The sequence below is a fragment of the Duganella sp. Dugasp56 genome (assembly GCF_047304105.1).
GTDB lineage: Bacteria > Pseudomonadota > Gammaproteobacteria > Burkholderiales > Burkholderiaceae_D > Rugamonas > Rugamonas hordei.
This window is the reverse complement of record NZ_JBGLYQ010000043.1, coordinates 35,090-55,374: the sequence shown is the minus strand read 5'-3', so window position 1 is coordinate 55,374 and position 20,285 is coordinate 35,090. Positions and strand designations below refer to the sequence as shown.

Genomic DNA, 20,285 nt, shown 5'->3' with positions numbered 1-20,285 from the left:
GGGAATTCACACAAAAAAAGCAGTTCAGAAGCACAGTCGCACCGGCTCACACAGGACGAAGCCGCTCATTAAAATAAGAGGAGATAACCATGAAAACACCATTTCAGCGCACCATGATCAACCTTGCAGTGGCTAGCGCCTGCGGCATCCTGTCGATGCCCGGCCACGCCCAGCAAGTACCGGCCGACGCGGTTAAACCGGCCGGCGCCACCCCGGCCGCGCCGGAGCCCGAGGAGGTGAAAACCGTCGTCGTGTCCGGTTCGCGCATCGCCGCGCGCGGCTTCTCGCAGCCGACGCCCACCACGAGCCTGTCGTCCGCCGACCTCGACAAGGCGGCCAAACCGAATATTTTCGAATCGCTGATCGAACTGCCGGCGCTGCAGGGCAGCACCGGCCGCACCACGAACACCTTCAGCACCTCCAGCGGCATCCAGGGCCTGAGCTCGCTGAGCCTGCGCGGCCTGGGCACGCTGCGCACCCTGACCCTGCTCGACGGCCAGCGCGTGGTCGGCGCCAACGTCACCGGCGTGACCGACGTCAGCCAATTCCCGCAACTGCTGGTCAAGCGCGTCGACGTGGTCACCGGCGGCGCCTCGGCGTCCTACGGTTCGGATGCGATCGGCGGCGTGGTCAACTTCATCACCGACAAGAAATTCAACGGCTTCAAGGCCAACGTGGCCGGCGGCGAGACCCAGTACCACGACGACAAGAGCGGCACGCTGCAGGCCGCCTGGGGCAAGGGCTTCATGGACGACCGCCTGCACGTGACCGTCAGCGGCGAATTCACCAAGCAAAACGGCATCGATTCGCCAGGCTTCGGCCAGGTGGGCGCGGGCGGCCGCGACTGGTACAACAATCCCGCCCTGCAGGAATCGACCAAGGATATGCAGGCCGCCGGCGCGCCGCGCTTCAAGAGCATCATCAACGCCCAGCACATCCAGTACGCCAAATACGGCCTGATCACCAACGGCCCGCTGAAAGGCACGGCGTTCGGCCCCGGCGGCACGCCCTACGCGTTCCAGTACGGCACCGATTGCGTCGGCAACTTCTGCATCGGCGGCGACCGTGACGGCAGCGTCGGCGCCGGCACCAACCTGGCGATGAACTTCAAGCGCGAAGTCGCCTACAGCCGCGTGTCGTGGGACCTCGATGCGGACAATGAAATCTACGTCACCGGCAACTGGGCGCAGGTCACCTCCGTGTTCTCGCCGAATCCAGGGGCGGCCAAGCAGGGCAACCTGTCCATCCGCTGCGACAACGCCTACCTGCCGGCTTCGGTCGCCGCCGGTTGCGCTTCCGGCTACCCCACCGGCGCCATGTCGGTCGGCACCGCGAACGCCGAGTTCCCGTCCAACATCAACGTGCATCCGACGCGCACCCAGCGCCGCGTGGTGGTCGGCGCCGACGGCAAGTTTACGATGTTCGGCAAGGAATGGTCGTACGACGCGTACGCCGAGCACGGCGAGAACAAGACCGTGATCCAGGTGAAGGACATCACGCTCAATCCGCACTACAACTTCGCCATCGACGCGGTCAAGGACCCGGCCACCGGCCAGATCGTCTGCCGCAGCGTCACCGCCCGCGCCGCCGGCTGCCAGCCGATCAACATCTTCGGCAATGTCCCGATCAACATGGCGGGATGGAATTACATCGCACCGGTCAACGGCCCAATGCAGCACACGGATTCGACGCAAAATGTTGTTAGCGCTAACATCAATGGCGAGCTGGCACAGGGTTGGGCCGGCCCGATCTCGGTGGCGTTCGGCGCCGAATGGCGGCGCGAGGATTACTCGGTGTTCGGCGACCCTTACGGCGCCGGCGTGGCGGTCGAGTCGCCTTACAGCCCCAACTATCCGGCCGATCCGACCTTGTCCGTCACCGGCGACAACTGGTTCGCGGGGAACTACCACAACGGCAAGGGCGCGTTCAACGTCAAGGAAGCCTATGTCGAATTCAACATCCCGTTCCTGAAGTCGGCCACCCTGGGCGAAGCCAACCTGAACATCGCCGACCGCGAGGAGAAATACAGCACGGCCGGCAAGGCCCGCGCCTGGAAGCTGGGCGCCACCTGGCAGACCCCGGTCGACGGCCTGCGCCTGCGCGCGGTCAGCTCGAAGGACGTGCGCGCGCCCAACCTGTCCGAGCTGTACGCCGCGATGACGGTCACCAACCAGGCGGTCAACAACAGCCAGGGTTCGTCGGTCCAGATCCAGCAGCGCAACGTCGGCAACCCGGCGCTCAAGACCGAAGACGCGCGCAACAATTCCTTCGGCCTGGTGCTGAGCCAGCCAAGCTGGGCGCGCAACTTCAACTTCTCGGTCGACTACTACGACATCAAGGTGCAGAACGTGATCAGCTCGCTGAATCCGCAGCAGGAGGTCGACCTGTGCTACGGCGGCAACCAGGCGGTCTGCTCGGCGGTCTCGATCAACGGGCCGGCGGGCACCAACTATGTGCTGGCGCAGAGCTTCAACTTCGCCTCGCTGCATACGCGCGGCGTCGACTTCGAGATGGCTTACCGCAAGAACATGGGCGACTTCGGCCTGCCCGGCACCGTCACGCTGCGCGGCCTGGCGTCGCGGATGATCCACTCGATCTCCGATCCGGGCGTGCCGGGCACGACGCCGATCGAAGGCGCGGGCGCGATGACCGGCCCCACGCCGAAGTGGAAAGGGCTGGTGTCGCAGTCGTGGGATGGGCTGATGGCCGGCAAGCTTGGCCTGACCCTGAGCGAGCGCTGGATAGGCGCCGGCGTATTCAACAATGAATACATCGAGTGCCGGACCAATTGCCCGCTGCCGACCGCGGCGCATCCGACCATCTTCGACAACCACATGCCGGGCGCGGTCTATGTCGACCTTGGCGGCAACTACAGCTTCTCGAAACAGGTGACGGGCTACTTCAAGGTCGACAACCTGGCGGACCGCGCGCCGGTGATGGTGCCGCAGACCAATCTGAGCCTTGGCCTCAATCCTGCGGTCTATGACTCGGTCGGCCGTACCTACCGCGTCGGTGTCCGCATGAACTTCTAAGGGGGCGCCAGCCGTGTGGAGTTTATTTTCCGTACTGCTGGCGGTCGGCCTGCTGACCATCATGATCGCCTGGGGCAAGGTTCAACCGCTCCTGGCGTTCGTGGTGGCAGCCATGGTCGCCGCCCTGATGCTGGGCATGCCGCTGGCGAAGATTCCCGGCGCCATCGAGAAGGGCATCGGCGATTTGCTCGGTTCGCTGGTGGTGGTCATCTGCCTTGGGGCCGTGTTCGGCAAGCTGATCGCCGACAGCGGCGCCGCCCGGCGCATCGCCGTCAGCCTGATCGACACGCTGGGTCCGCACCGGATGCCGGTCGCCATGACCGTCACCGGCTTCGTGGTCGGCATGCCGCTGTACTACAACGTCGGCTTCGTGCTGATGGTCCCGCTGATCTTCTCGCTGGTGTTCCAGTCGGGCCGGCCGGCGGTGGCGCTCGGCATGCCCTTGCTGGCCGGCCTGTCGATCGCCCACGGCTTCCTGCCGCCGCACCCGTCGCCCACCGCGCTGGTGGCGGCGGTGCACGCGGACATGGGTAAGACGCTGCTGTACGGCTTGCTGGTGGCGATTCCGACGCTGATCATCGCCGGTCCGGTCTTCGCCATGACGCTGAAGAACATCCGCGCCCAGCCGGCCGCGATTTTCAACGCCGAGCCGAAGCCCGATCACGAACTGCCGGGCACCTTCGCCAGCTTCTTCACGGCGCTGCTGCCGGTGGCGTTGCTGGGCGCGCTGACCCTGACCACCTTGCTGCGTCCCGAACTGACCCAGCCGCTGGCGTTCTTCTCCAACCCCACGGTGGTGATGCTGGCGTCGTACGCGGTGGCCATCTACACGCTCGGTCTCGGCCGTGGCCAGACGCTGCCGCAGGTGATGGGCTCGGCCCAGGAAGCGCTGCGCGAGATCGCGCCTATCCTGCTGATCATCGCCGGCGCGGGCGGGCTGAAGCAGGTGATGACCGAGTCCGGCGTCAGCGCCCAGCTCGGCGCCCAGCTGGCCAGCCTGCCGGTGCCGCCGCTGCTGCTGGGCTGGGCGGTGGCGACGCTGATCCGCGTGTGCCTCGGTTCTGCCACCGTCGCCGGCGTGACCGCTGCCGGCGTGGTCGGGCCGCTGGTGGAATCGTCGGGCGTCAATCCCAACCTGATGGTGCTGGCCGTCGGCGCCGGCAGCCTGATGTTCAGCCACGTGAACGATTCCGCCTTCTGGATGTTCAAGGAGTATTTCGGCCTGTCGCTGAAGGACACCTTCCGCTCATGGACGATGATGGAAACGCTGGTCGGCAGCTTCGGCATTGTTTTCGTCCTGCTGTTGTCGCTGTTCGTTTAGAACAATCAAGGAGACTCATTTGAAACACCGATTCATTTTAGTATCGGCGCTGATGCTGGCCGTCCATGCGGCCCACGCTGCGGCGGCGCCGGCTTCCATTTCCGCCTACCAGAGCATGCCGGACGACCCGCGCGCCGTGGTGGTGCGCGCCAAGGGCGACGGCATCGCCGACGACAGCGACGCCCTGCAGCAGGCGATCGACGCCGCCGCGAACAAGGGCGCGGGCGGCGTGGTGTTCCTGCCGCCGGGCCGCTACCGCATCAGCCGCAGCATCCTGATACCGATCGCGGTGCGCGTCTACGGCGTCGGCAAGACCCGGCCCGTGCTGGTGCTGGGCGCGAACACGCCGGGCTTCCAGAAGGGCGTGGCCAACATGGTGATCTTCACCGGCACCGACACCTACAATATCGGCGCGGTGGCGATGCCGGTGCCAAGCGCGGTGCCGTTCAGCACCGAGCCGGGGAAGGCCGTGCGCGACGCCAACTCCTCGACCTTTTATTCGGTGCTGTCCAACGTCGACTTCGAGGTCGGCGACGGCAATCCCGCAGCCAGCGGCGTGCGCATGCATACGGCCCAGCACTCGAACCTGTCGCACATCGACTTCCACATGGGCTCGGGCCTGGCCGGCGTCTACCAGGTCGGCAATATCGCCTACAACCTGCGCTTCTTCGGCGGCCGCTACGGCATCCTGGCCGAGAAGACCTCGCCGGCCTGGCAGTTCACCTTGCTGGACTCGACCTTCGACGGCCAGCGCGACGCCGCCATCCGCGAACACGAAGCCGGCCTGACGCTGGCCAACACCGAGATCCGCAACACGCCGGTCGGCATCGAGATCGACCGCGGCTATGGCGACTGGCTGTGGGGCCATGACGTGCGCTTCGAGAACGTGTCCAAGGCGGCCCTCGTCATCAGCAACGAGAACAATGTCTATACCCAGGTCGGCTTCGAGCGCGTCAGCGCGCGCAAGGTGCCGGTCTTCGCGCGCTTCCGCGACAGCGGCAAGCAGCTCGAAGGGACGGGGCGCAACTACCAGGTCGCCGAATTCAACCACGGCCTGAAGCTGCCGGGCCTGGGCGAGCCCGGCCAGTTCGACACCAACTACCGCACCACGGCGCTGCCGGCCGGCAGTGCGACGAACAGCGACACCGCCCGGGTGCTGCGCGCGCTGCCGCCGACCGCCGACTGGGCCAGCGTGCGCAGCTTCGGCGCCAAGGGCGACGGCGTCACCGACGACACGGCCGCGATCCAGAAGGCGATCGACAGCCGCCGCGTGGTCTACCTGCCGCTGGGCTTTTACGCGGTCAACGACACCATCCGCCTCAAGCCGGACACGGTGCTGATCGCGCTGCATCCGGGCCTGACCCGGCTGGTGCTGCCGAACGGTTCGCCGCTGTATCAGGGAGCCGACACGCCCAAGGCGCTGCTCGAGAGCGCGCGCGGCGGCGACGCCGTCGTGACCGGGCTCGGCCTGGCCACCGGCGAAGTCAATCCGCGCGCGGTGGCGCTGCTGTGGCGCGCCGGCGAGCACTCGCTGGTGGACGACATCCGCATCCAGTGGGGCTATGGCTCGCCGACCGATCCGTACAAGAAGAACGACCGGTTCGACACCTCGGCCTGGTGGGATCGCCAGTACCCGAGCATCTGGGTGACGGACGGCGGCGGCGGCACTTTCACCGGCGTCTGGTCGCCGGCCGGCCATGCGCAGGCCGCTTTCCATGTGACCAACACCAAAACGCCGGGCCGCGTGTACGAGCTCTCGGCCGAACACCACATCCGCAACGAGATAGTGCTGGACGGCGTCGAGAACTGGTCGTTCTACGCGCCGCAGACCGAGGAGGAGGTGCGCGACGGCGCCGACTCGGTGTCGCTCGACATCCGCAACTCGAAGCACATCCTGCTGGCCAACTATCACGCCTACCGCGTGACCCGTTCGATGAAGCCGGCGCCGACCGCCGTCAAGCTGACCAATTCGAGCGACATCCGCTTCCGCAACCTCGCCGTCAACGGCGAGAGCGGCTTCCCCACCTGCGACGAGCAGGGTTGCGTCGCCGATGTGCGCGCTTCCAAGTACCCGTACGAAAACGCGATCACGGATGTGACCAACCGGCTCGAAGTACGCGAACGCATGTTCTCGGTGCTCGACTACAGCGGCAAGCAGAGCACCGCGCCCGCCGCGCCGTCGGCGGCCAAAGTGGACAAGCTGGAAGACGGCTTCTACTCGATCGCCGGCGCCGCCGTGGATTCGAAGGGCAGGCTGTACTTCATCGACCGCCACTTCCAGCGCATCTTCAGCTACGCCCAGGGCGAAGGGCTGAAGACGGTGAGCGACTTCGTGCTCGATCCGGTCAACCTGGCGGTGGACGGCAGCGACAACCTGATGGTGCTGTCCTCCAGCGGCAAGGAGGGCAGCGTGTACGCGCTCAAGCCGGGCGTGCCCGGCGCGCCGGTCTCGTTCATCAAGCCGACGCCGCGCGCTGTCCACGCCAACACCAGTGCCAGCGCCCGCATCGCGCTGCCGGTCAACTACTGGTCCAACGGCGAATTCCAGGACCAGCTGAACCTCGACACCTACGAGTTCACCACGCTGGCCGAGATGTTTGCCCGCGACGCGGCGGTGCCGAAGACGCGCGAATACGTGTCGCCCGACGGCAGCCTGGTGCTGCCGGCGTTCCGGGTCACCCGCCATGGTTCGCTTGACCACCTCGGCTACCGCTGGTCGGACACACTCGACACCCACGGCTTCGTCTACGCGCAGCCTGGCCAGCGCGTGGTGTTCGCCAACAGCTCGCGCAACCTCACGTTCAGCGGCCTGGTGGGTGAGGGCGGCGCGATCACCGACCTCAAGCAAGTTGCCGATCGCGGCGGCGAAAGCGTGGCGGTGGGGCCGGACGGCAAGGTGTACGTGGCCAACGGCCAGGTCTTCATCTATGGCTCAGACGGCAAGCAGAGCGGTCGGATCGACGTGCCCGCGCGTCCGCTGCAGCTGATCTTCGGCGGTGCGGACCGCCGCACGCTGTTCATCCTGACGCATCACGCGCTGTATTCGACCAGGATTTGAGTTGTTGTAGTTGTAGCTCTCCCGGCCTCCCAGAGTTGTGGGTCGCGCTGACCAACACGGTCGCGCGATCCGGGACGGCCGTGCGGGCCTATCTGACACGGACCTAGAAGACATCGGCCCGCTATTGTCAGCATTTGTCGCCATCTCCTCCCACGGCAAGAAACTCATCGAAGACGTCATCGTATCGGCACGCGGACAGTTCCCCGACGTGGAATAGCTGATATCTCCCTTTGAGGCTTCCTTGCGGCATGATCGCCTCCTACACTCGTTGCACTGGTTCGGACAATTCGAATCAGCTAATACAGCGGTCACGGGCCATTTTCCTTGCGCACTGTACTGCTATTTTTCGATACGACCCAAAGGGAACTGTGATGCCGATTTTCTTGAATGAGGTGTGGCTCGGCGACTTGACTCCAGCATTGATGGACGAGGCCGTGACTTTTTTTGGCAACCTCAGCGTGGGATCCAAGCCGGACAACCTGCCTGACGACTTGCGCATGCTTGCCGGCCCGTGGCTCTCCGCCGAGGAGGCCAAGGTGATGTTTATTTTTGAGATCAACGATCCCTCGACCATGTTCGACGCGTATGCCGAGCGCATGGTGAGCGGCTTGTTCGCCCGCAGGAAGCTGACCTTGCTGTCCAACTGGAACAGCGTGAAAGACTACGCCGATCGCGTGAACGCGCCCTGAGCCGGTCGACGCCCGCAGCGCCTGCAACCCGGCTCGAGTGTATCGGGTCAATTTTAGAGGGATACTGAAATGCCAATTTTTTTCAATGAGGTGTGGCTGAAGGACATGAGCCCGCCGGTCATGCGCGGCGTGGTCGACTTTCTCGACAAGCTGCGCAACGGAGTCAAACCGCACAATCTGCCGGACGACCTGAAGCTGCTGGCCGGGCCGTGGCTGTCCAACGAGGAGGCGAAGGTCTATTTCATCTTCGAGATCGACGATCCGACCAAGACCTTCGAAGCATTTGCCGAGCGGGTGGCCTCGGGCTTGTTCCTGCGGCGTAAGTTGACCCTGGTGCAGAACTGGGACGGGGCGAGGGAATTTTCTGCTTTCCTGGCCCGTCAGTCGACGTAGCCGCGGCACGGGCAGCATCAGGCCGCGCCAGCGCGGCCATATAAAAAAACAAACGAAGTTTAACTTCCGGAGACAAGAACATGACAAACGAGACAGGCGTAGCCGTCGCCCCGCAGCCAGGCGCAGGCGGCAGCGGGGATACGATGGGGGATTTTGCCGGGCAGGCGCGCCGGCAAAGCCTGAAGAAGATGGCTGGCCTGGTGGCGGCCGCCGGCGCGGTGTCGGGCCTGTTGCCGCGCCTGGCGTCGGCACGGACGGCACCGCCCGAGTTTTCCTACAAGTGCGGCATCGCGCTCGCGGCCAGCCATCCGACCACGATGGGTTTGCAGGCGGCGTGCGCAGCCATCCTGCGCGAATCGCAAGGACGCCTGTCGATCGAGGTGTTTCCGAACAGTCAGTTGGGCAGCGATACGGACATGATCTCGCAAGTCCGTTCGGGAGCGATCGACTTTGTCAGCACGGCGGGCCTGATCTGGGGCACGCTGGTGCCGGCGGCGTCGATCAGCGGGGTCGGCTTCGCGTTCCCCCATTACGAGGCCGTCTGGAGCGCCATGGACGGCGACCTGGGCGCGCATATTCGCGCGGCCTTCGCCAAGGTGAACCTGTTCCCGCAGACGAAGATCTGGGACCACGGTTTCCGCCATGTGACCAGCAGCAACCGGCAGATCAAGACGCCGCAGGATCTGGCCGGATTCAAGGTCCGCGTGCCGCTCAGCCCGGCATTGACCTCCTTGTTCAAAGCCTTCGGCGCTTCGCCGGCGGGGCTCAATATGAGCGAGGTGTACACGGCGCTGCAGACAAAGATCGTGGACGGCCAGGAAAATCCGCTGACCATCCTCGAGACGCAGAAACTCTACGAGGTGCAGAAGTACTGTTCGCTGACCTCGCACGTCTGGGACGGGTTCTGGCTGGTGTCGAACCTGCGTTCGTGGAATGCCTTGCCCGAGGACTTGCGTAAATTGGCGTCCGGCATTTTTGACGCGCATGCCCTGCGTCAGCGCCAGGCCATCGCCGCGCTCAACGTGCGCCTGGCGGAGGAACTCAAGGTGAAAGGGGTGACGTTCAACCGCCCCGATCTCGCGCCGTTCCGCCAGGTATTGAAAAACGTCGGCTTCTACAGCGAGTGGCAGAAAAAATTCGGCAACGAGGCGTGGGCGAAGCTGGAAAAATATTCGGGCGCCCTGGTCTGAGCGGCGCGTCCGGACACATAACAAAACTGGAGACACAGCATGAGCACAAGCAAACACCAAAAAATCATTTCCAGCCTGCTGGCAACATTGGCGGCGCTGGCGGCGCTATGCGGCTGCAACGCGGCCGTGGCGCAGGACTTGAAGGGCAAGTACGTCAAGACGTCCACCGGCTACCTGATGGTGCTGCGCAACGGCGACAATGTGATCGCCAACCTGGAGCGCCTGGCGATCGAGGAAAAAATCCCCACCGCCAGCTTCATGGGCATCGGCTTCATGCGCGAGGCCACCTTCGGCTTCTACGATTTCAGCCGCAAGGCCTTCGATCCCAAGACCTTCCGCAACGTGGAAGTGGCCAGCCTGACCGGCACCATCGCCTGGAAGGGCGACAAGCCGTCGATCCATGCCCACGGCCTGGTCACCGACGCCAGCTTTGCCGGCAGCGGCGGCCACCTGCTGGACCTGACCGTGGGCACCGGCTCGTCGGAAATCACGATCATCGTGCATTCGGAGCGCTTTGAGCGCTTCGTCGATCCCGCCATCGGCGCCAACGTCCTTGGCCTGCCCGGCCATCAATGATGGCCGCGGTCCCACACGCCACGATGAGGTCCGGCCATGCACCGAACGATACTCCCGACGCGGAGGCCGCTGTGAACACGTCGACACTGGCCACTGTGAACTATGACGGCCATTTGCCCGCCATCGGCTTCGCCAAATGGGTCGCCAGGGCCGACAGGGGGCTCGGCTTCGTCACCGAAGTGCCAGCCGCCTTGCTGGTGCTGGCGGAGATTTTCATCCTGCTGGCCGCCGTCGTCAGCCGCTACGTGTTTCATCAGCCGCTGATCTGGTCGGACGAACTGGCCTCTGTGCTGTTCATCTGGCTGGCCATGCTGGGCGCCGTGGTGGCCTTGCGGCGTGGCAGCCACATGCGCATGACGGCGCTGGTCGACATCGCCTCGCCCGCGCTGCGCAAGTTCCTCGACCTGTTCGCCATCGTGGCCGCGCTGGCGTATTTGCTGATGATCGCCGTGCCGGCCTATGACTTCGCGGTCGAGGAGATGATGATCACGCTGCCGGCGCTGGATATCTCCAACGTCTGGCGCGCCTCGGCCTTGCCGGCGGGGGTGACGTTGCTGATCGCCGTCTCCGTGGTGGGCTTGCTGGGCCATCTGCGCGACTGGCGCTGTCTGCTGGCGGCCTTTGCCGTCGTCGGCGCGATCGCCGGCGGCCTCTGGGTCTGCCAGCCTTTGCTCAAGCAACTTGGCAACCTCAACCTGCTGATCTTTTTCGTCGGCATAGTCGGTTCGCTGGTGTTCGGCGGGGTGCCGATCGCCTTCGCGTTCGGCCTGGCCACCTTCGGCTATCTGGCCCTGACCACGTCGACGCCGACCATCGTTATCGTCGGACGCATGGACGAGGGGATGACCCATCAGATCCTGTTGGCGGTGCCGCTGTTCGTCTTCCTGGGCTTGCTGATCGAGATGACGTCGATGGCCAAGGCCATGGTGCAATTCCTGGCCAGCCTGCTGGGCCATGTGCGCGGCGGCCTGTCGTACGTACTGATCGGAGCGATGTACCTGGTCTCGGGCATCTCGGGGTCGAAGGCCGCCGACATGGCCGCCGTGGCGCCGGTCCTGTTTCCGGAAATGCGCGAACGTGGCGCCGACGACGGCGAGATGCTGGCGCTGTTGGCGGCCTCGGGCGCGCAGACCGAGACCATTCCGCCCAGCCTGGTGTTGATCACGATCGGCTCGGTGACCGGGATATCGATCGCCGACCTGTTCACCGGCGGTTTGCTGCCGGGGCTGGTGCTGGCGGTGTTGCTGGGGTTGGTCGTGTGGTGGCGCTGCCGCGCCGAGGCCATCGCCGCCGACGGGCGCATCCTGTGGCGCGAGGTGGGCAAGTTGCTGGTGGTCGCCTCGCCCGCGCTGGCGCTGCCCTTTGTCATCCGCGCCGCCGTCATCGAGGGCATAGCCACCGCCACCGAGGTGTCGACCATCGGGATCGCCTATTCGCTGCTGATCGGACTGTTCGTCTACCGGCGCTTCGACTGGCGCAGGGCGGCGCGCGGCCTGGTCGACACGGCGGCCTTGTCCGGCGCCATCCTGCTGATCATCGGCGCGGCCACGGGCATGGCCTGGTCGCTGACGCAGTCGGGCTTTTCGCGCCAACTGGCGACGACGATGATGCATTTGCCAGGCGGCACGCTCGGCTTCCTCGGTGTCTCCATCGTGGCCTTCATCGTGCTCGGCAGCGTGCTGGAAGGCATACCCGCCATCGTGCTGTTCGGCCCCTTGCTGTTCCCGATCGCCAAGCAGCTCGGCGTGCACGACGTGCACTACGCCATGGTGGTCGTGCTGGCCATGGGCATCGGCCTGTTCGCGCCGCCGTTCGGTGTCGGCTACTACGCGGCTTGCGCCATCAGCCGCATCAGTCCGAGCCGGGGCTTGCGGCCGATCATGGGGTATATCGTCGCTTTGCTCGTTGGCACCATTCTGGTGGCCTTGGTCCCATGGATCTCGATCGGATTCCTGACGAAATAACCCGCCGCCGCAGCGCCGCGGCGCTGCCATTCATTCCCGCATGAAAAAGGACGGATTCGGTTCCGAGGGACGCTTGCATTCTTAACTATGAGGAACATCATGAAATTCACCAGTTATATCAACTATGCCGCCGCGCCGGCGCTCATCACCGCATCGCGCGCGCAGCACCGCGCTTATCTGGCCACCTTGTTTGAAGAGCGCAAGTTGTTGCTTGCCGGTCCCTTCAGCGACGACAGCGGCGCCATGTTGGTGTTCGAAGCGGAGCACGAGCGGCAGGTGCGGGACTGGATCGAGGCCGATCCCTTTTTTGTCGCGGGCATCTTCGTCGACATCGATACCCGGCCCTGGAAGTCGGTGTTCGCCAACGTCGACGCCTTGCGCGTCCCGGCCTAGGCCAAGGCATCCCCCTTTGACGGAAACAATATGGACATCCAAACGAACATACTCGACGACGTCGCCCTGCGCCTGCGCCAGGCGCACAGCAGCGGCGTCGCCATCGCCCCCGTGCGCGAACAATTATCGGCGGGCGGCGTCGAAGCGGCCTATCTGGTGCAGGAGATAAACACCAGGCACGCGCTGGCGCAGGGGCGGCGCCTGGTGGGCCGCAAGATCGGCCTGACGTCGAAATCGGTGCAGCAGCAACTGGGCGTGGACGCGCCGGACTTCGGCATGCTGTTTGCGGACATGGAACTGGCGCCCGGCGAGGAAGTGTCGCTGGGTCGGGTGCTGCAGCCCAAGGTCGAGGCCGAGGTGGCCATCGTTCTCAAGCGTGACCTGAGCCAGCCGGACATGCCGTTCTCGCTGCTGTTGTCGGCGGTCGACTACGTGTTGCCGGCGGTCGAGATTGTCGGCAGCCGCATCCGGGACTGGGACATCTCGCTGCTCGACACCGTCGCCGACAGCGCCTCCTCCGGCCTGTACGCGCTGGGGACGGAGCCGCGCAAGCTGTCCCAGGTCGACCTGCGGCTGTGCGGCATGTTGATGGAGCGGCGGGGCGCGTTGGTGTCGGTCGGCGCCGGCGCCGCCTGCCTGGGGCACCCGCTCAACGCCGCGCTGTGGCTGGCGCGCAAGATGGCCGAGGTGGGGCGTCCGCTGAAGGAAGGCGACGTGATCATGAGCGGGGCGCTGGGGCCGATGGTGACGGTCGCCCCGGGCGACATCATCGACACCACCATCGGCGGCCTGGGCCAGGTCCGGACCATCTTTGCGCGCTGACCCTGGGGCACCGCGCATTCCACCATCCACATTTGCCGGCCTCGACCGGCGCATAGAGGTTTCCCATGTCTACAACTAAATTGAAGGCTGCGATCATTGGCAGCGGAAATATCGGCACCGACCTCATGATCAAGATCATGCGGCACGGGCGGCACATCGAACTGGCCGCGATGGTGGGCATCGATCCGGCGTCCGATGGCCTGGCCCGCGCGGCGCGGCTCGGCGTGGCGATCACCCATGAAGGGGTGCGCGGCCTGGCGCAGTTGCCGGTGTTCGCCGACATCGACATCGTGTTTGACGCCACCAGCGCCGCGACCCACGTCAAGAACGACGCGTTCCTGCGCGAGTTGCGTCCCGACATACGTTTGATCGACCTGACCCCAGCGGCGATCGGTCCGTATTGCATTCCTGTCGTCAACGGCGAGTCCAGTCTGGACCTGCTCAACGTGAATATGGTGACCTGCGGCGGGCAGGCCACCATCCCCATGGTGGCCGCCGTTTCGCGGGTGGTGCCGGTGCAGTACGGCGAAATCGTGGCCAGCATCGCCAGCAAGTCGGCCGGTCCGGGCACACGGGCCAATATCGACGAGTTCACCGAGACCACATCGCGGGCGATCGAGGTGGTGGGCGGGGCGCTCAAGGGCAAGGCGATCATCGTCCTGAATCCGGCCGAACCGCCGCTGATGATGCGCGACACCATCTATACCCTGAGCGCGCTTGCCGACCAGGATGCCATCGCCGACTCGGTCAAGCGCATGGCCGCCGACGTGCAGGAGTATGTGCCCGGCTATCGGCTCAAGCAGCAGGTGCAGTTCGACCGGGTCGAGCAGTTGCGGATGCCGGGCGTCGGCCTGGTCAGCGGCCTCAAGACCACCATCTTCGTCGAAGTGGAAGGGGCCGCGCATTACTTGCCCGCCTACGCCGGCAATCTCGACATCATGACCAGCGCCGCCCTGCGCATCGCGGAGCGGCAGGCCGAGCGCATCGGCGCACAACGCCAGCGCGCCAGTGTCGCCATCTAAGAAAGGAAATCGGATCATGAACAGGAAACTCTATATCTCGGATGTCACCCTGCGCGACGGCAGCCATGCGGTTCGCCACCAGTACAGCGTCGAGCAAGTGAAGCAAATCGCGCAGGCGCTGGACGAGGCCAATGTCGATTCGATCGAAGTGGCCCATGGCGACGGCCTGCAGGGGTCCAGCTTTAATTATGGCTTCGGCGCCCACACCGATCTGGAATGGATCGAGGCGGCGGCTTCGGTGGTCAAGCGTGCCAGGATCGCCACCTTGCTTCTGCCGGGCATCGGCACCGTCCACGATCTGCGCGGCGCGTACGACGCGGGCGCGCGCGTGGTGCGCGTGGCCACGCACTGCACCGAAGCAGATATCGCCAAACAACATGTCGAGTATGCCCGCGCGCTGGGCATGGACGCCGTCGGCTTCCTGATGATGAGCCACATGACGTCGCCGCAACAGCTTGCCGTCCAGGCGAAGCTGCTGGAAAGCTATGGCGCCTCCTGCGTCTACGTGGTCGACTCCGGCGGTTCCTTGAGCATGAACGATGTGCGCGACCGCTTCCGCGCCTTCAAGGACGTGCTCAACGCCGAAACCGAAACAGGCATCCATGCGCACCACAACCTGAGTCTTGGCGTCGCCAACTCGATAGTCGCCGTCGAGGAGGGCTGTGACCGGATCGATGCCAGTCTGGCCGGCATGGGCGCCGGCGCCGGCAATGCACCGCTGGAGGTGTTCATCGCCGCCGCCGAGCGCCTCGGCTGGAACCATGGCTGCGACCTGTTCCGATTGATGGACGCCGCCGACGACATCGTGCGGCCCCTGCAGGACCGCCCGGTGCGCGTCGATCGCGAAACCCTGGCGCTCGGCTACGCGGGAGTGTATTCGAGCTTCCTGCGCCACTCGGAATTGGCGGCGCATAAATACGGACTGAAAACCGTGGACATCCTGGTCGAGCTCGGTCGTCGGCGCATGGTCGGCGGGCAGGAAGACATGATCGTCGATGTCGCGCTGGATCTGCTGAAGCACGCCAAGGCCTGAGGACGCCGGCACGTCGTCTCGGCGTGCGTTGGCGGGCAATAAAAAAAATGCCATGCATATGGCAACACAACAATAAACAAGGGAGACTCGCATGAACAGGAAATTACTTGCACTGGCGGTACTGGGGACGCTGTCGGGCGCCGTGGCGGCACAATCGTCGGTCACGGTGTATGGCGTGCTCGACACGTATTACACGCACGATAGCGGCGGCAATCCCGCCGGCGCCGTCAGCGCGATCGACGGCGGCTTTGCCAGCCTGAACGGCACTCGTCTCGGCTTCAAAGGACGCGAGGACCTGGGCAACGGACTGGCCGCGTTGTTTACGGCAGAAATGGGCTTCGGCGGCGACACCGGGGCCTTGGACGCGAGCGGTAACGGCTTTGGCCGCCAGGCGTTTGTCGGCCTGCAAGGCAGCGCCGGTGTTGTCAAACTCGGCCGCCAATACAATCCCTTGTTCAACGGCGGCGTCAAGTACGACCCTTTTCTCAATGGCCTGGAGGGCGCTTATAGCCGCGTGATATCGCTCGGTGCGGGCAAGCGCCTGAGCAACGCGCTGGTGTATGCGACGCCGGCCAATCTCGGCGGCTTCAATGCCGAGGCGGCGTTTGGCTTTGGGGAAGTGCCCGGAAGCAATGCCCAAGGCCGGGTGCTGGCACTCTCCGTCGGCTATGCGGCCGGTCCATTCAGCACCAGCCTGATACATAACAGCGCCAACAATGTTCCGCTTGCCGGCGCAAGCATGGTCACGACCAGGAATACCGGCCTGGGCGCTTCGTATAGGCTGGGCTGGGGGACACTGTCTGCCTTGTACCAATTCAACCGCAACGACGCCAAACTCGGCGCGCTCGACAACCATGACTTGTTACTGGGGGCCGCGTTGCCGTTCGGCGCCAGCACGGTCATGGTGTCCTATGTCCGGCATAAGAACCATGTCGTCGCCCATGCCGATACCCATCAGGGCGCGCTCGGCTACAGCTATGCGCTTTCCAAGCGCACGACCTTGTATGCCTCGTACGCGCGCATCGCCAACCAGGGCGCGGCCAGTATCGCCACGCCGGGGACGCCGGGGGGCGTCGACAAGCAGTTCAATACGGGGATCAATCACGCGTTCTGACGGAGCGCTTAAGCAGAAGCGACAACTACATGGGGAGTACTGAAATGAACAAACGCTCATTGATACTGGCTGCGGGGATTTTTTTGTCATCGTTCCTGCTGGCGGGGACTGCGATCGCCGAGACCCACGCCAGCAAGGAGGACGCGGTTGCGATGGTGAAGAAGGCGGTCGCCCTCATCAAGAAGAACGGCAGGGAAAAGGCGTTCGCGGTGTTCAACGACCCGCAAGGGGAGTTCGTGGACCGGGAGCTGTACGTGTCCGTGTTCGATTTCGACGGCCTCAATCTGGCGCACGGGGCGAACAAGAAAATCATCGGCAAGAACTTGATGGAATACAGGGACCCGGATGGCAAGTATCCGATCAAGGAGTGTCTGGCGCTCGCGCGGGGAGCGGGCAGCGGCTGGGTGGAATTTAAGTTTCTCAATCCCGTCACCAAGGACATGCAGTCGAAGGTGGCCTACGTGGAACGCTTCGAGGACCTCGGCGTCTGGGTCGGGGCCTATAAATGATGTGCAAGCTGATATAGTTGACGCTCATGACCTTATTTTCGGAGCGTCCTCCATCCTCCCGCCTGGCCCTCAATGCGCCAGAGGCGGGATGGGGTAATAGTGGATGGGCATCGATGGAAATCAAGCAGTTGCAGTTGCTGGCGGAATTGGTCGACACGGGAAGCCTGAGTAAAGTCAGTGCGGCCCGTGGCATCGCGCAGTCCGCACTGAGCAAGCAGATCGCCACGCTCGAGAAGGAATTCGGCGCCAAGCTCTTTTATCGCACCGGCCGCGGCGTCTTGCTCACGGAGTTCGGCCTCGCGATCTTGCCCAGTGTCGAGGCCGTATTGGCGGCGGCGGAGCAGCTGAAAAACGATATCCGGATGCGCGCCAGTGTACCCAGCGGCGTGGTGCGCCTGGCGATGCAGGCCTCGGTCACGCAATTCCTGGTCGGCACCTTGTATGCACGGGTGCGGCGCGATTATCCTGAGATAGAGTTGCAACTGATGGAAGGTTTCTCCGGAAAGATTGAAGACTGGCTGGCCAACGGTCAGGTGGATGTGGCGATCTTTTCGCGCTACGGCGGGCATGGCCTGCGCCTGGATGAAACGCTGACCACCAACGATTTATACCTGATCGGCCCGGTCGGCGACCGCCTGACCTCGCAACAGCACATCCGTTTTGCCGACCTGGCCAACGTGCCGCTGGTCTTGCCCGGCCTTCCCGACGGCCTGCGCATGATGCTGGCGGAATTGGCCAAGAAGCAGGGGGTCGCGCTCAACATCGCGCTGGAGGTCAACTCCCTGACCGCGATGAAGGAGATCGTTGCGAGCGGCCTCGGATATACGATTCTGACGCAGCAAGCGGTGCTGGCCGAAATCAGGCTGCAGCGCTTGCAGACCTGTTTGATCGTTGAGCCCAACCTCAGCCGGACGCTTTTCCTGGCTACCAGCGCGCAGCGGCCTTTTACGTCGGCGGGACGGGCGATCGTCGGCTTGATACGGGACATAGTCGGAGACCGGGAGAATGCCGGCCAGTTGCAAATTGGGCAGACCGGTTAAGGCGCCGACAGCCTGCCGCCTCGCCACGCCCAGTCGGCGCGCCGCTGTTGCAGAGGGCTTCCCCGCAGCGCGTCCGACGTGCCGTCTTCCTCGACGGCGCAAAAATAATTCCGCTGGCGAATACCTGGGATTAGACCTTTGGCGACTTAAGTTGAGCCAATTATGTCTTGGACGGCATTAAGTCGCCGACCTATACTTTGGCGCTGCTGTGGCGCGATGCGGCGCCACCCATCCCACTTTTTTAGGAATCCCGATGAATATCGATTTGACTGGCAAGCTTGCCGTGGTGAGCGGTTCAACCGGCGGCATAGGCCTTGCCATTGCAAGAGGGCTGGCCCAGGCCGGCGCGACGGTGGTTGTGGTGGGGCGTCGACAGGAGGCGGTTGATGAGGCGATGGGGTCGATCAAAAGCACGTTTCCGGCCGCGCGCCTGCGCGGTGTCGCCGCCGACCTGAGTTGCGCGGCGGGCGCCCAGGTCCTGTTCAATGCGGAGCCTGCCGCAGACATCCTGATCAATAACCTTGGCATCTTCAAAGAGATCGACTTCTTCGATGTGCCGGACGGCGAATGGATGCAATTTTATGACGTCAACGTCATCTCGGGCGTGCGCCTGGCGCGGCATTACCTGCCCGGTATGGCGCAGGGCAAGTGGGGGCGGGTGGTCTTTGTGTCTTCGGAGTCGGGCATTGCCATTCCGGCCAACATGATCAACTACGGCGTGACGAAAAGCGCCAACCTGGCAGTCTCCCATGGCTTGGCCAAGCGGATGGCGGGCAGCGGCGTGACGGTCAACGCGGTGTTGCCAGGTCCGACCTTCACGGAGGGCCTGGAAGACATGCTGAAGGATGCCAGCGCGCGGACGGGGCGCAGCGCCCGCGACGAAGCCGACGCTTTCGTCAGGCAGGCCCGGCCCACCTCCATCATCCAGCGCGCGGCCCTGGTCGACGAGGTGGCCAATCTGGTCGTCTATATCTCTTCCACGCAAGCTTCCGCCACAACCGGCGCGGCGCTGCGTGTCGATGGCGGTGTGGTCGACAGCATGGCGATCTGACTTCTATTTCAAAGGAGCTTTACATGAGTATTCCCGCTTTTGGTGTCGGCACCTTCCGGCTGCAAGGCCAGACTGTTATCGACTCGGTGCGTAATGCGCTGGAACTGGGCTACCGCGCGGTCGACACCGCGCAGATCTATGGCAACGAAGCCGCGATCGGTCAAGCGGTCGCGTAATCGGGTGTGGCACGCAAGGAACTGTTCGTCACCACAAAGATTTGGGTTGAAAATTATGCGCACGACAAGTTGATACCGAGCTTGAAGGAGAGCCTGTCCAAACTGGCGCTCGACGACGTCGACCTGACGCTGATTCACTGGCCGGCGCCTGGCAATGGAGTGGCGCTCGAAGAGTATATGGGCGCATTGGCCGAGGCCAAGGCGCAGGGATGGACACGCCAGATCGGCGTGTCCAACTTCAATATTGAAGCGACAAGGCAGGCGATCGCCGTGGTGGGGGCGGGGCAAATCGCGACCAATCAGATCGAGCTGAGTCCGTATCTGCAAAATCGCAAGCTGGTGGCGTTCCTGCGCGAGCAGGGTGTCCATGTGAGCTCGTATATGACGCTGGGCTACGGCAAGGTGCTGCAAGACGAAGTGATCGGTGAGATCGCCAGGCAGCACGCCGCCACGCCAGCCCAGGTCGTTCTGGCCTGGGCCTTGCAACTGGGGTACTCGGTCATCCCTTCGTCGACCAGGCGGGCTAACCTCGCCGGCAATCTGCAGGCCCAACAATTGTGCCTCAGCGAGGGGGATATGGCGCAGATCGCCGGACTGGAGCGCAATGGCCGCGAAGTCAGTCCGGACGGGCTGTCGCCAGTCTGGGATTGAGATTGCATGCGGCTGGAAGGCAGGGAGAGGTGTTCAATCAATCACGTGGAGCCTGCAGAATCCGGCCCAGCGCTTTGGCACGCCGGAGGAGTTCGGCGCATTCTGCGCCTTTCTATGCAGCGTACAGGCCGGCTATATGACGGGGCAAAACCTGCTGCTCGACGGGGGAGCCTATCCGGGGACGTTCTGGACGGCCGCACGGGGCGATTGGCGGCGGCGGAATGCCACAGCGTCTTGCTGCCATCAATAAT

The 20,285-nt window shown here is 64.2% G+C and carries 16 protein-coding genes and 2 pseudogenes; all 18 read left to right on the top strand.

What is annotated here, in order from left to right; all coding sequences use genetic code 11:
- Positions 1-89: 89 nt before the first annotated feature.
- The gene (locus tag ACCD07_RS25450) at positions 90-3,032 is read left to right on the top strand and encodes a TonB-dependent receptor domain-containing protein (RefSeq protein ID WP_413448940.1); all 2,943 of its coding nucleotides are present in this window, start codon (positions 90-92) and stop codon (positions 3,030-3,032) included.
- Positions 3,033-3,045: 13 nt separating this feature from the next.
- Positions 3,046-4,353 (top strand): gluconate:H+ symporter, encoded by a 1,308-nt coding sequence (locus ACCD07_RS25445; protein ID WP_176653982.1) that lies wholly within the window; start codon positions 3,046-3,048, stop codon positions 4,351-4,353.
- Between the two features lie 19 nt (positions 4,354-4,372).
- Positions 4,373-7,411, top strand: a complete 3,039-nt coding sequence (locus ACCD07_RS25440; protein ID WP_413448939.1) for a glycosyl hydrolase family 28-related protein — start codon at positions 4,373-4,375, stop codon at positions 7,409-7,411.
- A gap of 371 nt (positions 7,412-7,782) precedes the next feature.
- Complete coding sequence (locus ACCD07_RS25435) at positions 7,783-8,100, top strand: hypothetical protein (RefSeq protein WP_413448938.1); 318 nt, start codon at positions 7,783-7,785, stop codon at positions 8,098-8,100.
- A gap of 69 nt (positions 8,101-8,169) precedes the next feature.
- Positions 8,170-8,493 (top strand): hypothetical protein, encoded by a 324-nt coding sequence (locus tag ACCD07_RS25430; protein ID WP_413448937.1) that lies wholly within the window; start codon positions 8,170-8,172, stop codon positions 8,491-8,493.
- 143 nt (positions 8,494-8,636) lie between these two features.
- Positions 8,637-9,683, top strand: coding sequence for a TRAP transporter substrate-binding protein (locus ACCD07_RS25425; RefSeq protein WP_413448949.1), 1,047 nt, complete (start codon positions 8,637-8,639; stop codon positions 9,681-9,683).
- Between the two features lie 39 nt (positions 9,684-9,722).
- Positions 9,723-10,259, top strand: a complete 537-nt coding sequence (locus ACCD07_RS25420; protein ID WP_413448936.1) for a PPC domain-containing DNA-binding protein — start codon at positions 9,723-9,725, stop codon at positions 10,257-10,259.
- A gap of 23 nt (positions 10,260-10,282) precedes the next feature.
- Positions 10,283-12,223, top strand: coding sequence for a TRAP transporter large permease subunit (locus ACCD07_RS25415; RefSeq protein WP_413448948.1), 1,941 nt, complete (start codon positions 10,283-10,285; stop codon positions 12,221-12,223).
- Between the two features lie 99 nt (positions 12,224-12,322).
- Complete coding sequence (locus ACCD07_RS25410) at positions 12,323-12,616, top strand: YciI family protein (RefSeq protein ID WP_413448935.1); 294 nt, start codon at positions 12,323-12,325, stop codon at positions 12,614-12,616.
- Positions 12,617-12,646: 30 nt separating this feature from the next.
- Entirely contained in the window at positions 12,647-13,438 is a 792-nt protein-coding gene (gene mhpD / locus ACCD07_RS25405) for a 2-keto-4-pentenoate hydratase (protein WP_413448934.1), read from the top strand.
- A gap of 65 nt (positions 13,439-13,503) precedes the next feature.
- Positions 13,504-14,460: an acetaldehyde dehydrogenase (acetylating) gene (locus tag ACCD07_RS25400; RefSeq protein ID WP_413448933.1), complete on the top strand. Its 957-nt coding sequence runs from the start codon at positions 13,504-13,506 to the stop codon at positions 14,458-14,460.
- A 16-nt stretch (positions 14,461-14,476) separates the two neighbouring features.
- Complete coding sequence (gene dmpG / locus ACCD07_RS25395; protein ID WP_413448932.1) at positions 14,477-15,493, top strand: 4-hydroxy-2-oxovalerate aldolase; 1,017 nt, start codon at positions 14,477-14,479, stop codon at positions 15,491-15,493.
- A gap of 91 nt (positions 15,494-15,584) precedes the next feature.
- Entirely contained in the window at positions 15,585-16,607 is a 1,023-nt protein-coding gene (locus tag ACCD07_RS25390) for a porin (RefSeq protein ID WP_413448931.1), read from the top strand.
- A 44-nt stretch (positions 16,608-16,651) separates the two neighbouring features.
- Positions 16,652-17,116 carry a cache domain-containing protein gene (locus ACCD07_RS25385; protein ID WP_413448930.1) on the top strand — a complete coding sequence of 155 codons (465 nt, stop codon included), beginning with the start codon at positions 16,652-16,654 and terminating at the stop codon, positions 17,114-17,116.
- 113 nt (positions 17,117-17,229) lie between these two features.
- Entirely contained in the window at positions 17,230-18,156 is a 927-nt protein-coding gene (locus ACCD07_RS25380; RefSeq protein ID WP_413448929.1) for a LysR family transcriptional regulator, read from the top strand.
- Positions 18,157-18,409: 253 nt separating this feature from the next.
- Positions 18,410-19,207 (top strand): SDR family NAD(P)-dependent oxidoreductase, encoded by a 798-nt coding sequence (locus tag ACCD07_RS25375; RefSeq protein WP_413448928.1) that lies wholly within the window; start codon positions 18,410-18,412, stop codon positions 19,205-19,207.
- 23 nt (positions 19,208-19,230) lie between these two features.
- A pseudogene (gene dkgB / locus ACCD07_RS25370) lies at positions 19,231-20,034 on the top strand (2,5-didehydrogluconate reductase DkgB).
- Positions 20,035-20,092: 58 nt separating this feature from the next.
- A pseudogene (locus ACCD07_RS25365) lies at positions 20,093-20,221 on the top strand (SDR family oxidoreductase); the annotation flags it as partial.
- Between the last annotated feature and the right edge of the window lie 64 nt (positions 20,222-20,285).